Here is a 17,211-nt window from a genome sequence, read left to right on the forward strand (position 1 = left end):
GGGCATCGGCACAGGCGGGCAATCGTCACCGGCGGCGGGTGATCGTCTCGACGATGTCGGTGTCCTTCAGCTTCGCGCTGGGGGTGTGTGAGCTGAGGCGGAGCACCGCGGGCCCGAGGACCGGCGCGGTGACGAGCCGCGTGATCACTTTGCGCCGACGCGCTTCACGCTGGTTGCCAGGAGTGAAAAAGCCGCGCTGGCCAAGCCCTGTCCGCAGGTAACGTTCGATGTAGGGACGCAACGCTTCTTCCCACCGGCGCAAGGCTCCGCCGACGTCGTCCGGCCGTTCCTGGAGAAAGGTGGCCAGCAGGTCCGCGCCCGCCAGACCGGCGGACACCCCGGTGCCCGCGTAGGCCGTCGCGCACCAGGCCGAGTCGCCGACGAGCACGACCCGCCCGTTCGACCAGCGGTCCATGCGGACCTGTTCGGCGGAGTCGAACAGGACGTCGCCGGCCGATTCGAGCGCGGCCAGCACACTGCCCAGCGTCGCCCCGAACGGCTCGGGGCCGAAGACCTCCCGCACCCGCTCGGCACAGGGCCGGGTGAACTCGGCGTCGATGTCGTCGCTGCGGTAGGACAGCAGGATGGTCGGGTCCCGGTCCTCGAAGGCGAAGACCCAGACGGATCGGCCCAGTTCGATCATCGTGGCCCCTTCCCCGCGGGCGAGACCTTCGGGGACGCCGGGGAATTCGTACGCGACCAGCATGTGCCCGAGCCGTCGCAGGTAGCGCCGATCGGGCCCGAAAGCGAGTGATCGCACCGCGGATCGCAGTCCGTCCGCCCCCACGACGAGGTCGAAGCGCTCGGTCACCGAGGTCCCGGTGGTCGTCGACCGCAGTTCGACGTCCACCCCACCGGCGTCCTGGGCGATCGCCACCGGAACCGTGGAGAACCGGATCTCGACTTCGGCGGGCAGCGCGGCGTAGGCCGCCTGCTCGATGTCGCCGCGGAGCATGAGCCAGGGGGTGCCCGGCAGATCCCGGAAACCCATTCCCGGCGATCTGCGGCCGCCGCGGTCGAGTTCGACGTGCGCGCCGCCGGACGCCCGATCGCGCAGGCCGCCGAGTATTCCCATCCGCCGCGCGGCGGACTTGCCCGCGCCGAACAAGCCGACGAAGTAACCGTTGGTGCGCCGGCCGGCGGCTCGCTCCACGATCACCGGCTGCCAGCCGATCTCGTGCAGCCGGAGCGCCGTGGCGATACCGCTGACCCCCAGTCCGACGATCAGGACGCGAGGGCGGGTCGGAACCGAAATGACAGCCTGCCTTTCCACTTCACGAGAGACACCGAGACGAAGGTGGCGCCCTTATACGAATACACCGATTTTGTGGCCGCGCAGGCTCGCCAGGCACCGCGCGGTGAACGACGGCTAGACTCATTGGCACTGCGCCAATCCGAACCGGCGTGAAATGACCTAGCGGAAGGCACTCTCGATGGTACAAAAGGTATCCGTTCAGATCGTCGACGACATCGACGGTGGCGAAGCCACCCAGACAGTGCCCTTCGCACTCGACGGCGTCACCTACGAGATCGACCTCTCCGACGACAACGCAGGCACCCTGCGCGACGAGCTCGAGCGCTTCATCGACGCCAGCAGGCGAATCGGCGGACGCAAAGTGAAGGTCGCGACCGGACAGTCCACCGTGGTCAGTGGTACGGCGAAGCCCACCGACCGCGAACGCAACCAGCAGGTCCGTGCCTGGGCCACCGCCAACGGCTACCCGATCGCCGAACGCGGCCGTATTCCCAACGACATCTACGAAGCGTTCGACAACGCCGAGTCGGCCCCCGTCGAACCGGTCGCCGAAGAGGCTCCCGCCAAGCGCAAGCGTGCACCTCGCAAGAAGGCCTGACCTCGGCAAGATCACGTCGCTCGTCCCTTCCCCGTCACTGCCGGGAAAGGGACGAGCGATGATGTAAGCCCCGGATCCGAGTCCATAATGGACTTTCAGCGCAGTAGGGCCGTACCCCATCGGTCCGGTCTCGACGTCGGAGAAGTTCCGCCATTCCCTCAGGGTAAACCGCCGCCGTGGCGAGCCGCACGGAGATTTCCGCGAACCGGCCTTCAGAGAAGCGCGGCCAGTGCCGGACCGAACGCCGCCCCCAGCAGATAGGCGAGGTTGAACAAGCCCATCCCCGCCGCGCGATGCGACCCGGCCGCGTCCCCGGCACGCACCGCGTAGACACCCTGACCCGAGGCCGCCGCGAGCGAAGTCAATGCCTGCGCGATCAGCAGTACGGCAGGGGAAACACTCACCCCGGCGAGTACCAGCGCGAGGGCGGCGAGCGCCGGGAACAGCACCGCCACCGCCCGGAACGGGGCTTTCGCCGTCACCGCGACGACCACATAGGACATCAGCCCGCCGAACAGCAGCGGCCACAGGATGGCGAGCCCGACCTCGCCACTGGTCCAGCCGGTCTGCTCGGTCAGCAGCCGCGGCAGCACGTACACCAACCCGAAGTTGGCCACCGCCAGCGCGAACGCGAGCCCGGCCGCGATCAGGAAGACCGGCGTTCGCAAAAGCGCGGCGGGCACGAACCCGTCCGGCCGCGCCCGCAGGTGCCCGGCCAGCAGGACCGCGATGACGGCGACCGTGATGGCCGCGGGCAGCCGGAAATGCGGCACGAGCACCAAGGCGGTGACCATCGCGGTCACGAGAATCGCGCCTGCCAGGTCGAAACGTGACGGCTCGGCGGGCGTCACGTTTCGACCTGGCCGCAGGGCCGCGGGTACGCCGAGCAAGCTGACTGCGGGCAGTGCCAGCGCCAGCTGCCAGCCGAGCGCGTCGCCGACCAGATCGGCGATCAACGGCGACGCCGAGCCGACCACCGCCAGCGAGGAGGTGACCAGGCCCATCGCCCGCGCCGACCCGGCGAGGCTCATGGCCATCGTGGTGAAGCCGGCGGTACCGAGCCCCTGCAGGGCGCTACCGGCGATGAGCGCCGGCAGCCACGGAACGGTCGCCACCGCGATGGCACCCGTCAGCACCAGCGCGGCGCAGGTGAGCAACGCGGTCCGGACGCCGCGATGGCTCTGCAGACCGGCGAGCAGCGGCGTGCCGACGGCGATACCCCAGCCGAACGCCGTCACGATCCACGTCACCGTGGCGATTCCGGTACCGAGGGCCGCGGCCGCGTCCGGCAGGATCAGCAACGGGCCGGCGATGCCGAACGACAGCGGGCCGGCCAGCAAAGCCAGCCACGGCGCCGAAATCCGGGCGCTCATCGCCCGTCCATGGTGGGGTAGTCGGTGTAGCCGCGGTGGTCGCCGCCGTAGAACGTCGAGGGATCGGCCGCGGTGAACGGGCCACCGGTGGCGATCCGCGCGGGTAGGTCCGGGTTGGCCAGCCATAGCTGGCCGAGGCTGATCGCGTCGGCGACGTCGTCGCGCAACGCGTCCGCGCCGTCAGCCGCGCTCGCCGGTTCCTCGCCCGTCGGGTGCGGGTTGAGGATGAGAGTGCCGGGCCACTCGGCGCGGATGAGCTTGGTGATGTCCCGCGTGCCGGACTCGGAGATGTGCACGTACGCCAGTCCTGCCGGGACGAGGGCGCGGATGAGCGCGGGATACAGCTGTTCGGTGTCGCTCTCTCGTATGCCGTTGAGGGTCGAGCCGGGTGACAGCCGGATGCCGGTGCGCTCCGGGCCGATCGCGTCGCCGACCGCCCGCGCCACCTCCACCGCGAACCGGAGGCGGTTCGCGAGCGGGCCACCGTAGGCATCGGTGCGCCGGTTGGTGTTGCCGGCGAGGAACTGGTGGATCAGGTAGCCGCTGGCGCCGTGCAGTTCGACACCGTCGAATCCGGCCTCCATCGCCAGCCGCGCGGCGGCGACGAAATCGTCCACGGATCGGGCGATGTCCGCCAGCGTCATTTCCCGCGGTTCCGGATGGTCGAGCAGATCACCCGGGACGTACAGCTTTTCGCCCGACGCGATCGCCGACGGCGCCAGCGGCAGGGCACCGTCCGGGTAGAGGTACGGGTGCCCGATCCGGCCGGAGTGCATCAGCTGGACGAAGATCCGTCCGCCGCGCGAGTGCACGGCGTCGGTGACCACGCGCCACGCGGCGGCCTGCTCCGGTGTGTGCAGGCCGGGAGTGTCGATATAGCCCTGACCGATGATGCTCGGCTGTGTACCTTCCGTGACGATCAGGCCGGCTCCGGCGCGCTGCGCGTAGTACTCGGCGGTCAGCCCGGTCACCCGGCCGCCTGTCGCGCGGCTGCGCGTCATCGGCGCCATGACCAGGCGGTTCGGCAGTGGCAGGGTGCCCGTGGAGTGCGGGGTCAGCAGAACGTTCATGCGGTGAACCTTCGTCCGGGCGAGCGGCCGCCGAATCGGTAAGGTTTCGGTACCGGGTACTGGGGTTCGGCCTACGTACCTCCCCGCGGTTACGGAGGCTGGCGTGTTGTACGGCAGGGCCGACGAGCAGGCCGCGATCGAAGCGCTGCTCGCGGCGGCTCGCGGCGGACGCAGCGGCTCGCTGGTGGTGCGAGGTGAGGCGGGCATCGGGAAGTCCGCATTGCTGGACTGGGCGGACGAGGCCGCGGCCGGACTGCGCGTGCTGCGGGTGACCGGGATCGAAGCCGAGGCCGACCTGGCGTTCGGCGGGCTGGTGCACTTGTTGTGGCCGCTCCAGGACCGGCTCGCCGCGCTGCCCGGTCCGCAGGCTGAGGCGTTGAGCGCTGTCCTGGATTCGGGCCGCACCAGCGGGCAGGACCGGTTCGTGACCGGGCTCGCCGTGCTCACCCTGCTCTCCGAAATCGGCGACGACGGTCCGGTGCTGTGCCTGATCGACGACGCGCAATGGCTGGATCGCGCGACCGCCGACGCGGTGCTGTTCGCCACCCGGCGCTTGGCCGCGGACCGCGTCGCGATGCTGTTCGGAGCGAGGGACACCGGTTTCATCGCACCGGATCTTCCCGAACTGCGCCCGGCCAGGCTCGACGCGGCAGACTCCGGCCGGCTGCTCGCCGAACGCGGGCTGACACCGCCGTCGCCGTCGCAGATCTTCGCGGAATCGGCGGGCAATCCACTGGCACTGCTCGAATTCGCCGCCGCGCAACGGGAACACCACGTCGCCGCCGGACCGCTGCCGGTGGGCGACCGCGTGCTGGCGGGCTTCCGCGCGCAGATCAGCGCGCTGCCCTCGCGGACCCGGCTGATGATGCTCCTCGCGGCGGCCGAGGGACGCGGGCACCTGCCGACGCTGCTCGGTGCCGCCGAGGCGCTGGGCGTCGGGCTCGCCGATCTGGAACAGGCCGAGACCGCGCGGCTCCTGGATGTCACCGGAACGACGATCGCTTTCCGGCACCCGCTGATCGGCACGGCCGCCTACCAGGGTGCCGTACTCGCGCGCCGGGTCTCGGTGCACCAGGCGCTCGCCGAGTCCACTTCGGACGCCGACTGCCGGGTCCGGCATCTCGCCGCCGCCACCACCGCTCCCGATGAGCGGGTCGCCGCCGAGATCGCCGGCTCGGCCGAACGAGCGCGGGCACGTACGGCGTTTTCCGCGGCCGCCGGGTTGTACCGGCAAGCAGCGCAACTCACCGCCGAAACCGGCGTGAGAGCGGCACGGCTGGGAGAGGCGGCCTCGTTGGCACTCGCCGCCGGGCACGGCGAGCAGGCCGCCGAGCTGGTCCGCGAGGCGGAGCCGCTGACCGAGGACACCAAGGCGCGCGCGGGCATGGCGCAGGTGCGTGCCGCCGTGGAGTTCGAACGGGGAGACGGGCGTGCGGCCGCGCGTCTGCTCGTCGAGCACGCCCGGTCCGCCGAACCCGCCGATGCGGTGGCGATGGTGCGCACCGGTGCCCGGTACGCCTGGTTCTCCGGCGACCGGGAAACCGTGCGCGCCGCGAACGACGCGCTGGACGGCACCGATCCGCTGGTACGGGGCATGGCCTGCCTGGTGGACGACGACTTCGCGACCGGATTGCCGCTGCTGGCCGAGTTCGTCGGGCGCGCTCCGAGCTCCGATCTCGCCTGGACCTACAGCGCGATGATCCTCGGCGACGACACCACCACCAGGGAACTCGCGTCCGCAGAGGTGGCCCGCTGCCGACGTGACGGGCTGATCGGCGTACTCCCCCAGGTACTGCATGACCTCGCGGGCGCGCAGATTTCGGCCGGACTGCACCAGGACGCCGCCGCGTCGGTGGCCGAAGCGGCGCGGATCTCCCGCGACACCGGGTCGCACCGGCGGCTACCGCGGCTGAACGCCGTGATGGCGCGGATGGCGGCGATCGAAGGTGACGAGCGGCGCTGCCAGGAGCTGGCAGAAGCGACACCGGACGCCGGCGGTGCGGCGAGCACCGCCGCGCTCGCACTGCTCGACCTCGGCCTCGGCCGTTATCAGTCCACTTTGGACCGCCTGGAGACCGTGCAGCGCGGACCACTCGCGTACACGACGGTGGTGATCACGGCGGCCGCAGACCAGCTGGAGGCGGCGGTGCGCCTGGGCGATCCGGGCCGGGCCGAACCCGCGTTCCATCGATTCGAAGCGTGGGCGACGGCGGGCGGACAGCCGTGGGCCCAGGCCGTGGCGGCGCGCTGCCGCGCCGTTCTGGGTGACGACGAAGCGCTTTACCTACGCGCACTGGAAAGGCACACACCCGGCGAGCGCCCCTTCGAACGAGCACGCACGGAACTGCTCTACGGCGAATGGCTGCGCCGGGCCAGACGCCGCAGTGACGCACGCGTTCCGCTGCGCTCGGCACTGGAGATCTTCTCGCGGCTGCACGCGAAACCGTGGGCCGATCGCGCGTCGATCGAGCTCGAGGCCACGGGCGACTCCGGCCCGGCCGCCGAACCCACCGCCGAGAATCTGCTGGACCGCCTCACCCCACAAGAACTCCAGGTCGTCCGGCTGGCCGCGGACGGCGGTACGAGCCGTGAGATCGCCGCACAGTTGTTCCTCAGCCCGCGTACCGTCGAGCACCACCTCTACCGGGCGTTCCCGAAACTCGGCGTGCGGACGCGCCGGGAGCTGTCGCGATTGGACCTCGGCCAAGTGTGCTGACCTGGCTGTGCGGCAATCCCGGATGAGCTAGTCACGGAACCGATCCGTCGCCTCCAGCAACGCGGCCAGGATGCCGGGCTCGTCGTACACGTGCCCGGCACCCGGCACGATCACCAGTTCCGACTCCGGCCACGCCTTGTGCAGGTCCCACGCGGAAATCGCGGGCGTGGCGAGGTCGTACCGTCCCTGCACGATCACGCCGGGAACGTCCTTCAAGGCGTCCGCGTCCCGGATCAGCTGCCCCTCCTCGAGCCACCCGTTGTGCACGAAGTAGTGGTTCTCGATCCGCGCGAACGCCAGCGCGTAGTCCGGCTCGGCGAATTCCGCCACCATTTCGGGCCGGGGAAGCAGCGTCGTCGTAGCGGCCTCCCAGGTACTCCACGCGACAGCGGCAGGCCCGTGCACCTCGGGGTCGGGGTCGGCGAGCAGCTTCGCGTACAGCTCGACGGGATCGCCGTCGAGCCCGGCGATCGGCGCCGTGAACTTCTCCCACAAGTCCGGGAAGACGTGCGCCGTGCCGCCCCGGTAGTACCAGCTCACTTCGGACGAACGCAGCGTGAAGACCCCGCGCAGCACCAGCTCCGCCACGCGCTCCGGGTGCTTCTCGGCGTACGCCAACGCCAGCGTCGACCCCCAGGACCCGCCGAACACCTGCCACCGCGAGATGCCCAGCGACTCCCGCAAGCGCTCGATGTCGTCGACGAGATGCCAAGTCGTGTTCGACGAAAGATCGCCCGACGCCGAAGCGTGCGGCAGCGACCGCCCGCACCCGCGCTGGTCGAACAGGACGATCCGATAGGCGGACGGGTCGAACAGCCGGCGATGCGACGGTGAACAGCCGCCGCCGGGGCCTCCGTGCAGGAACACCACAGGCTTACCGCCGGGGTTTCCGCATTCCTCCCAGTACACGTGGTTGCCGTCACCGGTGTCCAGGTGGCCTGACGCGTGGGGCTCGATCTCCGGATACATGAGCCTATCGTCGGGCATACGGCGCGGTCGTCGTACGCAAGCTCCTGCGACTCGAAGGCGCCGTCTCGCTCAGTCCGGTGGTCCGGCCGCGGCGGACCGTGAGGTACTTCTGGATGGCGGCTGTGGTTCGGACCAGGAGAGAGGGCGTCCTGCTTCCAGGTTCGTGCCGGTCGGCGGCGTGGGGCGCAGGCTGATGAGGCTGCCAATGTGGAGGTCGGTCGTGGTCCCGGGGCTCCGCAGGGCTGTCGGGGTGGAACCGACGAGCAGGCGAAAGTCGCGGTTGAGGTGCGCCTGGTCGGTGTATCCGCATTGGGCGGCGAGCGCGGGTAGTGATGGCGGGTTGGTGCCTGTCAGGAGCCGGATGGCGTAGTGGCATCGGGCTATCCGTCCGACGGCTTTCGGCGGTAGCCCGATCTCCCGGTGGAAGCGAGTGGCCAGATGTTGCCGGCTCAGGCCTGCCCGTTCCGCGAGGTCGTCGATCTTGACGGCACCGCCCGATATCGTCAGGTTGCACCAGCTGCGGTCGAGCGAGTTCGGTAGTTCCGGTTCGTCCAGGAGCCAGCTCGACAACCGGCGGTCGAGGATCCGGAACCGGTGGTTCGAATCCCGGGCCTCCTGCAGTTCTTCCCAGAGAAATCTGGCTCGTGCGCCCAGGAGATCGTCGAGACCCACGCTGGTTTGGCCGATTTCCCGCAGTGGCAGGCCGAAGAGCGCTCGGGCGCCCAGCGGGGTCAACTCGATGATGACCCCCCGCTCCCGGCCCGCTCGTGTGTAGACCATCGGCTTGGTCGACAGCCCGACCACAGGGGAAGCCTTTTCCAGCGGTGATCCGGCCACCGGATGCCGAACCGGTGTGTCCAGATCGATGACCACCACGACCGAGTTCAGCGCCGCCACGGTCCGCGTCTCCGGCGCCGGTGCGATTCGCTGGAAAGCCAGGTAGAAACTGACCCAGCGCGCCAGCCGGCGATCCGGTGACCGGGACTTCCAGAACTCGTCGTCGGACGACGGAGTCTCCTCCACTGCTGTTCCCCCAGTTCCGGCGATGCTGTGCGACATCGTGGCGCGGACAGAGCATGGCAGGACATGCGCTCCCGGCGAAGCCTCCTGACCGTGAATGAACCGAAAAGAGGCAGCCGAGATTCATGGCGGTGAAGCCTGATACGACATTAGCCGGTTCAGATGCGCCCAGATGTACCATTGCGCAGAGAGAGAGACCATGACACCGGCATAGCTGCGAAGAGCGGCCTGGCATCCGGCGCGAAAGATCGGCGACCTTACATTTTTCCAATCCAAGGGGCGGTGTTCGTCGCTAACCTCGGGTTCGCGTTCTCGGCTCGATGAGCAACAGCTCGACACGGATGTCAACTCGCCGGCGGGTAAGGGGTGTGCCCGAAGCGGCTCGGCGTGAGATCTGCCGTGCGGTTCGAACGTGCCACTGGGGAGAGGCTTTGCGGAATCAGGGGGACCGAACCAGGACAACATCATGCGTAGGACAAAACTCGCATCCGTGCACGTCGCAGCGTGCCTCGCGCTGTCGATCAGCGCAGGTGACGCGCTTGCCTCAGCTTCGCCGGTCCAGGGGCGCAGGACCGGCAGGTGGTCGTCGCCCGATCGTTCCAGGGCATCCTGAAAACTTCGTCGACAGCGCGTGCGTGGGCGGCTGATCCGTTTCACAGTTACAACCCCGCCTTGCTCATAGTCCGATTCGCCAGATTATCCGCCGCTGATCAATGAACGATTGGTCTCGGACACCTCAGAGTGCCTGTATCGCAGTGAATCCGGTTTTCTGTTCGCATCGAACGCGGTCAAGTGGATATCACCCTAGGGGAACTATATGAGATTGCGAAAAAGGCCTGCGGTAGTGTCCGTCGTGGCCCTGCTGGTAGTAGCGTGGGGCATCGTGACGGCTTCGCCCGGCATGGCAGCCGAGACGACGTCGACCCTGGGCGGTCCGATCAGCCGGGCCGAGGTCATCAGCCGGGCGAAGGCCTGGTACGACCACAATCCCGGCCCATACGACCAGAACGCGTTTTCGACCGGCCCCAGCGGTGACGGTTCCTACCGCCATGACTGTTCCGGCTACGTGTCCATGGCGCTGCATCTGGCTCACAGTCCCAGCACGGGCGAGTTGCCGTCCTATGCGACCGAGATCTCGCGGACGGAACTGAAGCCGGGCGACTTCCTCAATCGATCCAACGCGCAATACCCGGTCGGGCACACGTTTATCTTCGAGAAATGGGATGACGACAACGGCAACTTCAGTTTTTACAGTTGGGGCGTGACGCCGATTCAGCACGGCCACACCAACATCAACAACCCGACACTGGTCGGCTGGCCCAACGGCAGCTACAGGGCATACCGCTACAACAACATCCTCGAGGACGCTCCCAGACCGCCGGGCTCGTCGTTGTCGGGTGATGCCCGGGCGGAGATCGTGGCTTTGCAGGGTGATGGCACTGCGACAGCTTGGTTCAACGCGCGTGGCTTCGCTGAGCCGCCGTGGGGCGGGGACAGCAAGAGGATCGCTGCTGGGCTTGGTGCGCCGAACACGGTGCGGATGGCCGATCTGGACGGCGATGGCCGCAAGGAATTCATCAGTGTGCAGCCGAACGGTGACATTGTCGCCTGGTACAACGCGCTCGGATTCGCCGAGATGCCGTGGGGCGGCGACAGCAAGAAGATCGGCGCCGGATTCACCGACCCCAGCCGGGTGTTCTTCGCCGACCTGTCCGGCGACGGCAAGGCCGAGATCATCGTCCTGCAGCCGGACGGCGTACTTACGGCCTGGTACAACGCGCTCGGTTTCGAGGCTATGCCGTGGGGGGCGAGCAAGACGATCGGGACCGGATTCTCCGACCCGGCCCGGATCCGTTTCGCCGACCTGTCCGGTGATGGCAAGGCCGAGATCATGAGCATTCAGCCGGACGGCACGATCACTGCCTGGTACAACGCCCTGGGATTCGAGACCATGCCCTGGGGCGCAGCCAAAACCGTGGGAACCGGATTCACCGAACCAAACCGCGTTCTCTTCGCCGACATCTCCGGCGACGGAAAAGTGGAGATCGTGACCGTTCAACCCGACGGCACCGTGACGGCCTGGTACAACGCCCTCGGATTCGAGACCATGCCCTGGGGGCCATCGGCCACACTCGGCGCCGGATTCCCGGAACCTGCCCGCGTGCTCTTTTCTTGACGGCTTGAGTTCACCCCGAATCCGTATGGCCCCGCAGGCCGGCAAGAATTTCTCAAGGAGCTGCCCCGAAATGAGTTATCTGAACATCAAAGCAGTATTCGTCGGAGTTGTCTCAGTGGTCTTGATGAGCGTTGGTTTCCCCGCCGCGGCCGATCCGGTGACCGACGAAATGGCCGCCGACCTCACCGCCCTGCCCTGCGTCGCGGGCGGGCCGACCCCCTCGGACGCGTCCCTCGCCAATGAACTGAACCCGCTCCTGGGGAACAAAATGAGGGGCCACATGAACGCATATCGCGTGTCATGCGCCCGCGCGATCATCGACGAGGTCAAGGCTCGCGAGTTCAACGAGCGTGCCGGTGCCATCGCGATTGCCACCGTCATCGTGGAGACCAGTATCTCGAACTACGACGGCGGTGACGCGGACTCGGTCGGCCTATACCAACAGCGCGCCGGCTGGGGAAGTTTCGAGGAGCGGACCAACCCGGCGATCGCCACCGGCAATTTCCTGCGGGAGATGGTCCGGCTCTATTCCGAGAACTCGTGGAACTTCGCGCCGATCGGCGACGTCGCCGCGAACGTGCAGCGACCTCGCGAGGATCTACGCTACAAGTACGGCGTCGAGGCAGGCGACGCCACGATCATCGCCCACAAGCTGTGGACCGGCGAAACACGGCACGGCTCGTCGTTGTCGGGTGATGCCCGGGCGGAGATCGTGGCTTTGCAGGGCGATGGCACTGCAACGGCTTGGTTCAACGCGCGTGGCTTCGCTGAGCCGCCGTGGGGCGGGGACAGCAAGAGGATCGCCACTGGGCTTGGTGCGCCGAACACGGTGCGGATGGCCGACCTGGACGGTGATGGCCGCAAGGAATTCATCAGTGTGCAGCCGAACGGTGACATTGTCGCCTGGTACAACGCACTCGGATTCGCCGAGATGCCGTGGGGCGGCGACAGCAAGAAGATCGGCGCCGGATTCACCGACCCCAGCCGGGTGTTCTTCGCCGACCTGTCCGGCGACGGCAGAGCCGAGATCATCCTCCTGCAGCCGAACGGTGACATTGTCGCCTGGTACAACGCACTCGGATTCGCCGAGATGCCGTGGGGCGGCGACAGCAAGAAGATCGGCGTCGGATTCACCGACCCCAGCCGGGTGTTCTTCGCCGACCTGTCCGGCGACGGCAAGGCCGAGATCATGGCCATCCAGCCGGACGGCACGATCACTGCCTGGTACAACGCCCTGGGATTCGAGACCATGCCCTGGGGCGCAGCCAAAACCGTGGGAACCGGATTCACCGAACCAAACCGCGTTCTCTTCGCCGACATCTCCGGCGACGGAAAAGCGGAGATCGTGACCGTTCAACCCGACGGCACCGTGACGGCCTGGTACAACGCCCTCGGATTCGAGACCATGCCCTGGGGGCCATCGGCCACACTCGGCGCCGGATTCCCGGAACCAACCCGCGTGCTCTTCGCATAGTTGCCTCTGTCAAGTGACTTCGGAACCAGAAGGTTCCTCAAGGGCCGCCGATGAGCTTCGAGCCGGCACCGTACTGCCAGGGAAGCATTCAAGTTCTACAGGCAGGAGTATCCTCCATGAAGGGAGTGGTCGTGTCGACCATGTCAAGAAGAGTCCTGACCTTGCTTTCGGTGTTCCTGGTCATGACTGGAGGTGCTGGGCCCGTAGTGGCTGCCGCGCAGGCTGACCCCGTGGCGCCAACTCTGCGTGTCACCGGAAGCGAGAAAGGACAAGTGCATTCTTCTCCTGCGGGAGCAGAGGGCGTCGGGTTCGGCGTGACATCGGACATCCCCAATCTTTCTCTCTTTCAATGTGTCACGACTGGGTGCAATGAAGGTCATGCGAATCAGCAGTGGCCGATCCGGGATGACCTGGCGGACATCTGCTACTTCACGAACGTCAACTCACCGGAGACGGCTTGGCACCTGGTGCTCGACCATAACCCGATCAACGAGGTGGTCGGAATCGTCCGGTCATATTACCTCCAAGGTACGCTCATAAGACAGAATTGCAACACGGTCGGGGTCGGCGTTACGTCGGACATCCCGAACCTTTCTCTCTTTCAATGTCCCACGGTGGCGTGCAATGAAGGTCATGCGAATCAACAGTGGCCGAAACGGGATATTCTGGCGAATATCTGCTATCTCACGAACAGTGATTCGCCGGATGGGACTTGGAATCTGGTACTCAACCAGAATCCTCTCAACAGGGTGGTCGGATTCGTCCGAGCGAAATACCTCAAAGGTACATTGACCGCGCAACGCTGCTAACGGTTCGCACGGGGCAAGGTGCCTATTCAGGAATCTCGGATATTTCCGACGTTGCCGCCGAGGTGCCGTCGTCGAAGTGGCAACGCCATCCGTCACGCGGACCCTGCAAGCCGATAGCTACCGCACGGTGACTTCCTGCCGGATCGAGCACGGTAGCTATCGGCCTGTGGACGTTTACTCGAAATCGAACCCTTCAGCCGGTGCGGCGTTCGGGACTCTGTGGAGGGACTGCGCGATGTCCGGCAGGGCCGCGCCGAGCGGTCAGCCGCGGAACGTTCACCCGCCGAGCGACGCCCGTGCCCGGCGGGTGACGTCGGCCGGAGCCGCGGCGATGACGTCGTTGAGCGCGTCCATGGAGGCTTGAAGATCGCTGATGCCCTGAGCGATGCGGTCGCGCTCCTGGAGGAGATCGGCGAGCAGGTCCGAGCAAGTCGGGACGAGACGGTCTCCGGTATCCCGCAGGCACGGCAGGACCGTGGTGATCGTCGAAGTGCCCAGACCGGCGGCCAGCAGACTGCGGACCCGGCGGACGACTGCGACGTCCTCCTCGACGTACTCACGGTAACCACTGGGGCGCCGCTGCGGGTGGAGCAGCCCCTGCTCCTCGTAGTAGCGCAAAAGATGCACGGCCACACCGGTCCGCCGGGACAACTCACCGATGCGCACGCGGACCTCCGGACTTGACTCTCATATCGATGTGAGAGTTTAGCGTCTGCGGCATGAAGGTGAACAAGGGTTTCGCGACGCTCGGCGCCTTGTCCGCAAGCGTCTTCGTCGTAGGTACCTCGGAGTACCTGATCGCCGGGCTGCTGCCCCAGGTCGGCGAGGATCTGGACGTCTCGGTGGGCACCGCCGGGCAGGCGGTGACCGCCTACGCGCTCGGAGTCGTGATCGGCGGCCCCCTCATGGCCATGCTGACCTCACGCCTGCCGCGTAAGGGACTCGCCATCGGGCTGATGCTGCTGTTCGCCGCGGGGAGCGCGATCAGCGCTGTGGCGTCGTCGTTCGGTCTGCTCCTGGTAGGTCGTGTCGTGTCTTCGCTCAGTCACGCCGCTTTCCTGTCCTTGGCGCTGATAGCGGCGACCCGGGTGGTCCCGGCCGAGAAGACCGGAACGGCCATCGCCACCGTGGTCTCCGGATTCACCGCGGCCACGCTCCTCGGAGTGCCGTTGGGCGCGCTGCTCGGGCAGAGTGCCGGATGGCGGGCCCCCTTTGCCGTGCTGGCCGTCCTTTCCCTGGCGGGCACCATGCTTCTGGCCGCCGTACTACCCCGGCAGGAGGCGCCGTCCACACGACTGCGTGACGAAATACGCGTGGTGGCACGTCGGCCGGTCGTGCTCGCCATCGTCACCACCGCGGTGGGCTTCTCCGGAGTCGCCACGGTGTTCACCTACATCGCCCCACTGCTGACCCGCGTCTCCGGCTTCTCCCCCGCGGCGGTTTCCGGGCTACTCCTGGCCTACGGTGCGGGCAGTTTCCTCGGCAACCTCACCGCCGGAAGGCTTACGGACAAGTCGCTGAACGCCACCGTGCGCGGAGTTTTCGGAGGACTGACGGGAACGCTCTTGCTCATCCCGTTCGCCGTGGTCTGGCAGCCCACCGCCGTGGCGGCCGTCCTCGTACTCGGCCTGCTCGCCACCGCGACCATCGCCCCGCTTCAGGGAATGATCCTGCGACACGCGGGCGCGGCGCCGAACCTGGCGGTCTCCCTCAACGTGGGCGCCTTCAACCTCGGCGCCGCGGCGGGTTCGATCATCGGCGGCGCGATCGTCGCCGCCGACGCCCTGCGGTGGACCGGCCTGGCGGGCGCGGCACTGAGCCTGATCGGTTTGGCCCTGACCTATCTCGTGCTACCCCGGACACGGAGCCAAGACCGCGTGTCACTCCTGTGAATCGGCGAGAAGCTTCAGCGCGGGCGGCCTCCTCGCCTGCCGGCAGGAACGCCGTCGACCACAAGATGCGGACAGACCAGGCCGTGTCCTGCAATACAGTCACTAGCCCTTCACTTGCACTTGCTTGAAGGGGTGCCCTCCGGGGTGTTCGCGACCGTGATCCGGCACGACAGCCCATGACTTCCGTCGACCTCGATGAGGACGCTGTCGGGTACCGGCGTGTGCGGGTCCGGGTAATGGGCGATCACCCGGTACCAGACCTTCTCGCGGGCATCGACATGATCGCGCACCGTCGTCTCCACGTTGTGCAGCATCCCGGGGTTGTTCGCCCGGGAGTACATCGCCACCACGTTGTCGATCATGCGCGAACCCCAGAACATGGCAGCCACCAAGTGGCCCTTGACCATTCCGGAGATCTTGTCGTGCGGTTCCTCCGGCCTCGGCCCGCTCGGACGCCGCACAGCGGTCAGGCATACCGCTCCACCGATCGCCCTGCCGTCCTCGAAAACCTTCCCGCCGACGCTGGCGGGCTCGATGGCCGCGGGGAAGAACTGATTGACCGGTGTCCCGGGTGGGCACGGGTCATGACACGGCTCACCGGCCGGCGACGCGAGTCCGATGCATTCCTCGCCCCCGCGACGTCGTTCGGCGAGTTCTTCGCGCACCCGATCTTTGATCCTCTCCACGTCCGGTTTGATCAGCGCACGGGCTTGAAGTTCGCCCTTGGCTTGGATGAACGTGATCGGCTTGACCTTCTTGGCCGCCTCCATCAGCGTGTAGATCGCGGTCCACTCGAGGTCGTCGTGCACGCAGGAAATGGTGCCGGCGCCGGTGGCGGGCAGTTGGCCGGTCGTGCGGCATTCACCGGCCGGGACGCCGTCGATCGTCATGTCGAGCCGGACGTCGGCGGTCACCGGTCCGACGACTCGCCCTGCCGGCGAGGTCGCCTTCGCTTTGACGGCCACCGTGCACGACAGCGCTTCGCAGTCGGTGAACCGGGCATTCGCGTCGACCTCGAACAACACGCCGGCGTCGATGGCGACTTCAAGGTTTCCTACCTCGGCAACCAGTTTTTCGTACACTCCGATGACGCGCGACTTACCCGGGTACGACAGGTCCATGCGGACCTTTCCGGGCTGGCGCACTCCCGTTCCCGCTCCCCCGCCCCCAGGGCGTGACGGCATACCGGGAAGAGCCGGCGCACCGGGCGGCATGGTGGGGAGCCGCGGCATCGGCGGGAGCGGCGGTATGGCAGGTGCGGATGCCGCGTCGCCGAATCGGAGGACGCGATGGGGCGCGTTTTCGGTGATGAACAGGTCGCCGTCCAGGGTGGTGACCTTCAGCGCGGGAGTGCCGTCGACAGGCTCCTCGAGGTGCGGGAACTCCGTGGTTCGATCCAGTGCGGTACGAATTCGGGCGGCGAGTTCGGGCGGCGACATCACGTCGCCCATGGCCGCGCCGAGCGGACCGTCGGTACCGGTGATCCATTTGCCGCGCAGGTCGGTGGGCGATTGCTTGGGTACCACCGTCGAGAGCAGCTGATCCGGCACCCGCAGATAGGACTTCCCGCCGATGGACATCAGCTCGATGCGCCGGCCGGCGAACAAAAGGTTTCCGAACGCCGTGCCGTCGGCCGTCGCCTCGATGTCCAGTTCCGCTCCGGCGAGCGCCGCCTTGTAGCGCGCCATCGGCTGACCGGCGAGGTCGGCGACCGCGGCCGAGAACTTGTCGCGGTCATCGGATTCGCCGGTCACGGTCGCCACGCTGATCAGTCCGGCGACCAGCACGACGACGACCCCGCCGATCGCGGCGAACAACCGGGTTCGCTTGTGTCCCTTGAGGATTTCCATGTTCCCGTC

General features: G+C 67.5%; 13 protein-coding genes. 6 read left to right on the plus strand and 7 right to left on the minus strand.

The window, feature by feature from the left end; translation table 11 throughout:
• Positions 1-25 precede the first annotated feature (25 nt).
• A complete protein-coding gene (locus ACLJPX_RS08345; RefSeq protein ID WP_410599522.1) occupies positions 26-1,273 on the minus strand; it encodes an FAD-dependent monooxygenase in 1,248 nt (415 codons plus the stop codon).
• 160 nt (positions 1,274-1,433) lie between these two features.
• On the opposite strand from ACLJPX_RS08345, the gene ACLJPX_RS08350 reads away from it, so the two are divergent.
• On the plus strand, positions 1,434-1,853 hold the full coding sequence (locus tag ACLJPX_RS08350) for a histone-like nucleoid-structuring protein Lsr2 (protein ID WP_101609146.1): 420 nt from the start codon (positions 1,434-1,436) through the stop codon (positions 1,851-1,853).
• Positions 1,854-2,065: 212 nt separating this feature from the next.
• On the opposite strand, the gene ACLJPX_RS08355 is transcribed toward ACLJPX_RS08350, so the two are convergent.
• Together ACLJPX_RS08355 and ACLJPX_RS08360 are read right to left on the minus strand one after the other, a co-directional pair.
• Positions 2,066-3,226: an MFS transporter gene (locus ACLJPX_RS08355; RefSeq protein ID WP_410599523.1), complete on the minus strand. Its 1,161-nt coding sequence runs from the start codon at positions 3,224-3,226 to the stop codon at positions 2,066-2,068.
• On the minus strand, positions 3,223-4,296 hold the full coding sequence (locus ACLJPX_RS08360; protein WP_410599524.1) for an alkene reductase: 1,074 nt from the start codon (positions 4,294-4,296) through the stop codon (positions 3,223-3,225). The genes ACLJPX_RS08355 and ACLJPX_RS08360 overlap by 4 nt, the downstream gene beginning before the upstream one ends.
• Positions 4,297-4,399: 103 nt before the next feature.
• Here ACLJPX_RS08360 and ACLJPX_RS08365 point away from each other — a divergent pair, with 103 nt between their 5' ends.
• Complete coding sequence (locus tag ACLJPX_RS08365; RefSeq protein ID WP_410599525.1) at positions 4,400-7,012, plus strand: AAA family ATPase; 2,613 nt, start codon at positions 4,400-4,402, stop codon at positions 7,010-7,012.
• A gap of 27 nt (positions 7,013-7,039) precedes the next feature.
• On the opposite strand, the gene pip is transcribed toward ACLJPX_RS08365, so the two are convergent.
• Together pip and ACLJPX_RS08375 are read right to left on the minus strand one after the other, a co-directional pair.
• A complete protein-coding gene (pip, locus tag ACLJPX_RS08370) occupies positions 7,040-7,981 on the minus strand; it encodes a prolyl aminopeptidase (protein WP_410599526.1) in 942 nt (313 codons plus the stop codon).
• Between the two features lie 69 nt (positions 7,982-8,050).
• Positions 8,051-9,004: a helix-turn-helix domain-containing protein gene (locus ACLJPX_RS08375; protein ID WP_410599527.1), complete on the minus strand. Its 954-nt coding sequence runs from the start codon at positions 9,002-9,004 to the stop codon at positions 8,051-8,053.
• 850 nt (positions 9,005-9,854) lie between these two features.
• On the opposite strand from ACLJPX_RS08375, the gene ACLJPX_RS08380 reads away from it, so the two are divergent.
• From ACLJPX_RS08380 to ACLJPX_RS08390, 3 genes are all read left to right on the plus strand, one after another.
• Positions 9,855-11,177 carry an FG-GAP repeat domain-containing protein gene (locus ACLJPX_RS08380; protein ID WP_410599528.1) on the plus strand — a complete coding sequence of 441 codons (1,323 nt, stop codon included), beginning with the start codon at positions 9,855-9,857 and terminating at the stop codon, positions 11,175-11,177.
• Between the two features lie 70 nt (positions 11,178-11,247).
• Complete coding sequence (locus ACLJPX_RS08385) at positions 11,248-12,651, plus strand: FG-GAP repeat domain-containing protein (protein ID WP_410599529.1); 1,404 nt, start codon at positions 11,248-11,250, stop codon at positions 12,649-12,651.
• 116 nt (positions 12,652-12,767) lie between these two features.
• Positions 12,768-13,460 carry a hypothetical protein gene (locus ACLJPX_RS08390; protein WP_410599530.1) on the plus strand — a complete coding sequence of 231 codons (693 nt, stop codon included), beginning with the start codon at positions 12,768-12,770 and terminating at the stop codon, positions 13,458-13,460.
• Between the two features lie 276 nt (positions 13,461-13,736).
• Here ACLJPX_RS08390 and ACLJPX_RS08395 read toward each other — a convergent pair whose 3' ends face one another.
• On the minus strand, positions 13,737-14,126 hold the full coding sequence (locus tag ACLJPX_RS08395; protein WP_410599531.1) for a MerR family transcriptional regulator: 390 nt from the start codon (positions 14,124-14,126) through the stop codon (positions 13,737-13,739).
• Positions 14,127-14,179: 53 nt separating this feature from the next.
• On the opposite strand from ACLJPX_RS08395, the gene ACLJPX_RS08400 reads away from it, so the two are divergent.
• Positions 14,180-15,352: an MFS transporter gene (locus ACLJPX_RS08400; protein WP_410599532.1), complete on the plus strand. Its 1,173-nt coding sequence runs from the start codon at positions 14,180-14,182 to the stop codon at positions 15,350-15,352.
• Between the two features lie 110 nt (positions 15,353-15,462).
• On the opposite strand, the gene ACLJPX_RS08405 is transcribed toward ACLJPX_RS08400, so the two are convergent.
• Positions 15,463-17,202 carry a DNA/RNA non-specific endonuclease gene (locus ACLJPX_RS08405; protein ID WP_410599533.1) on the minus strand — a complete coding sequence of 580 codons (1,740 nt, stop codon included), beginning with the start codon at positions 17,200-17,202 and terminating at the stop codon, positions 15,463-15,465.
• Between the last annotated feature and the right edge of the window lie 9 nt (positions 17,203-17,211).

The sequence above is a fragment of the Amycolatopsis sp. lyj-90 genome (assembly GCF_046549035.1).
GTDB lineage: Bacteria > Actinomycetota > Actinomycetes > Mycobacteriales > Pseudonocardiaceae > Amycolatopsis.

What these genes read in the sequence shown, in the direction of transcription:
- pip (WP_410599526.1), bottom strand. Translation starts at nt 7,981, where the DNA reads ATGTATCCGGAGATCGAGCCCCACGCGTCAGGCCACCTGGACACCGGT.
- ACLJPX_RS08405 (WP_410599533.1), bottom strand. Translation starts at nt 17,202, where the DNA reads ATGGAAATCCTCAAGGGACACAAGCGAACCCGGTTGTTCGCCGCGATC.
- ACLJPX_RS08350 (WP_101609146.1), top strand. Translation starts at nt 1,434, where the DNA reads ATGGTACAAAAGGTATCCGTTCAGATCGTCGACGACATCGACGGTGGC.
- ACLJPX_RS08400 (WP_410599532.1), top strand. Translation starts at nt 14,180, where the DNA reads ATGAAGGTGAACAAGGGTTTCGCGACGCTCGGCGCCTTGTCCGCAAGC.
- ACLJPX_RS08390 (WP_410599530.1), top strand. Translation starts at nt 12,768, where the DNA reads ATGAAGGGAGTGGTCGTGTCGACCATGTCAAGAAGAGTCCTGACCTTG.
- ACLJPX_RS08360 (WP_410599524.1), bottom strand. Translation starts at nt 4,296, where the DNA reads ATGAACGTTCTGCTGACCCCGCACTCCACGGGCACCCTGCCACTGCCG.
- ACLJPX_RS08355 (WP_410599523.1), bottom strand. Translation starts at nt 3,226, where the DNA reads ATGAGCGCCCGGATTTCGGCGCCGTGGCTGGCTTTGCTGGCCGGCCCG.
- ACLJPX_RS08385 (WP_410599529.1), top strand. Translation starts at nt 11,248, where the DNA reads ATGAGTTATCTGAACATCAAAGCAGTATTCGTCGGAGTTGTCTCAGTG.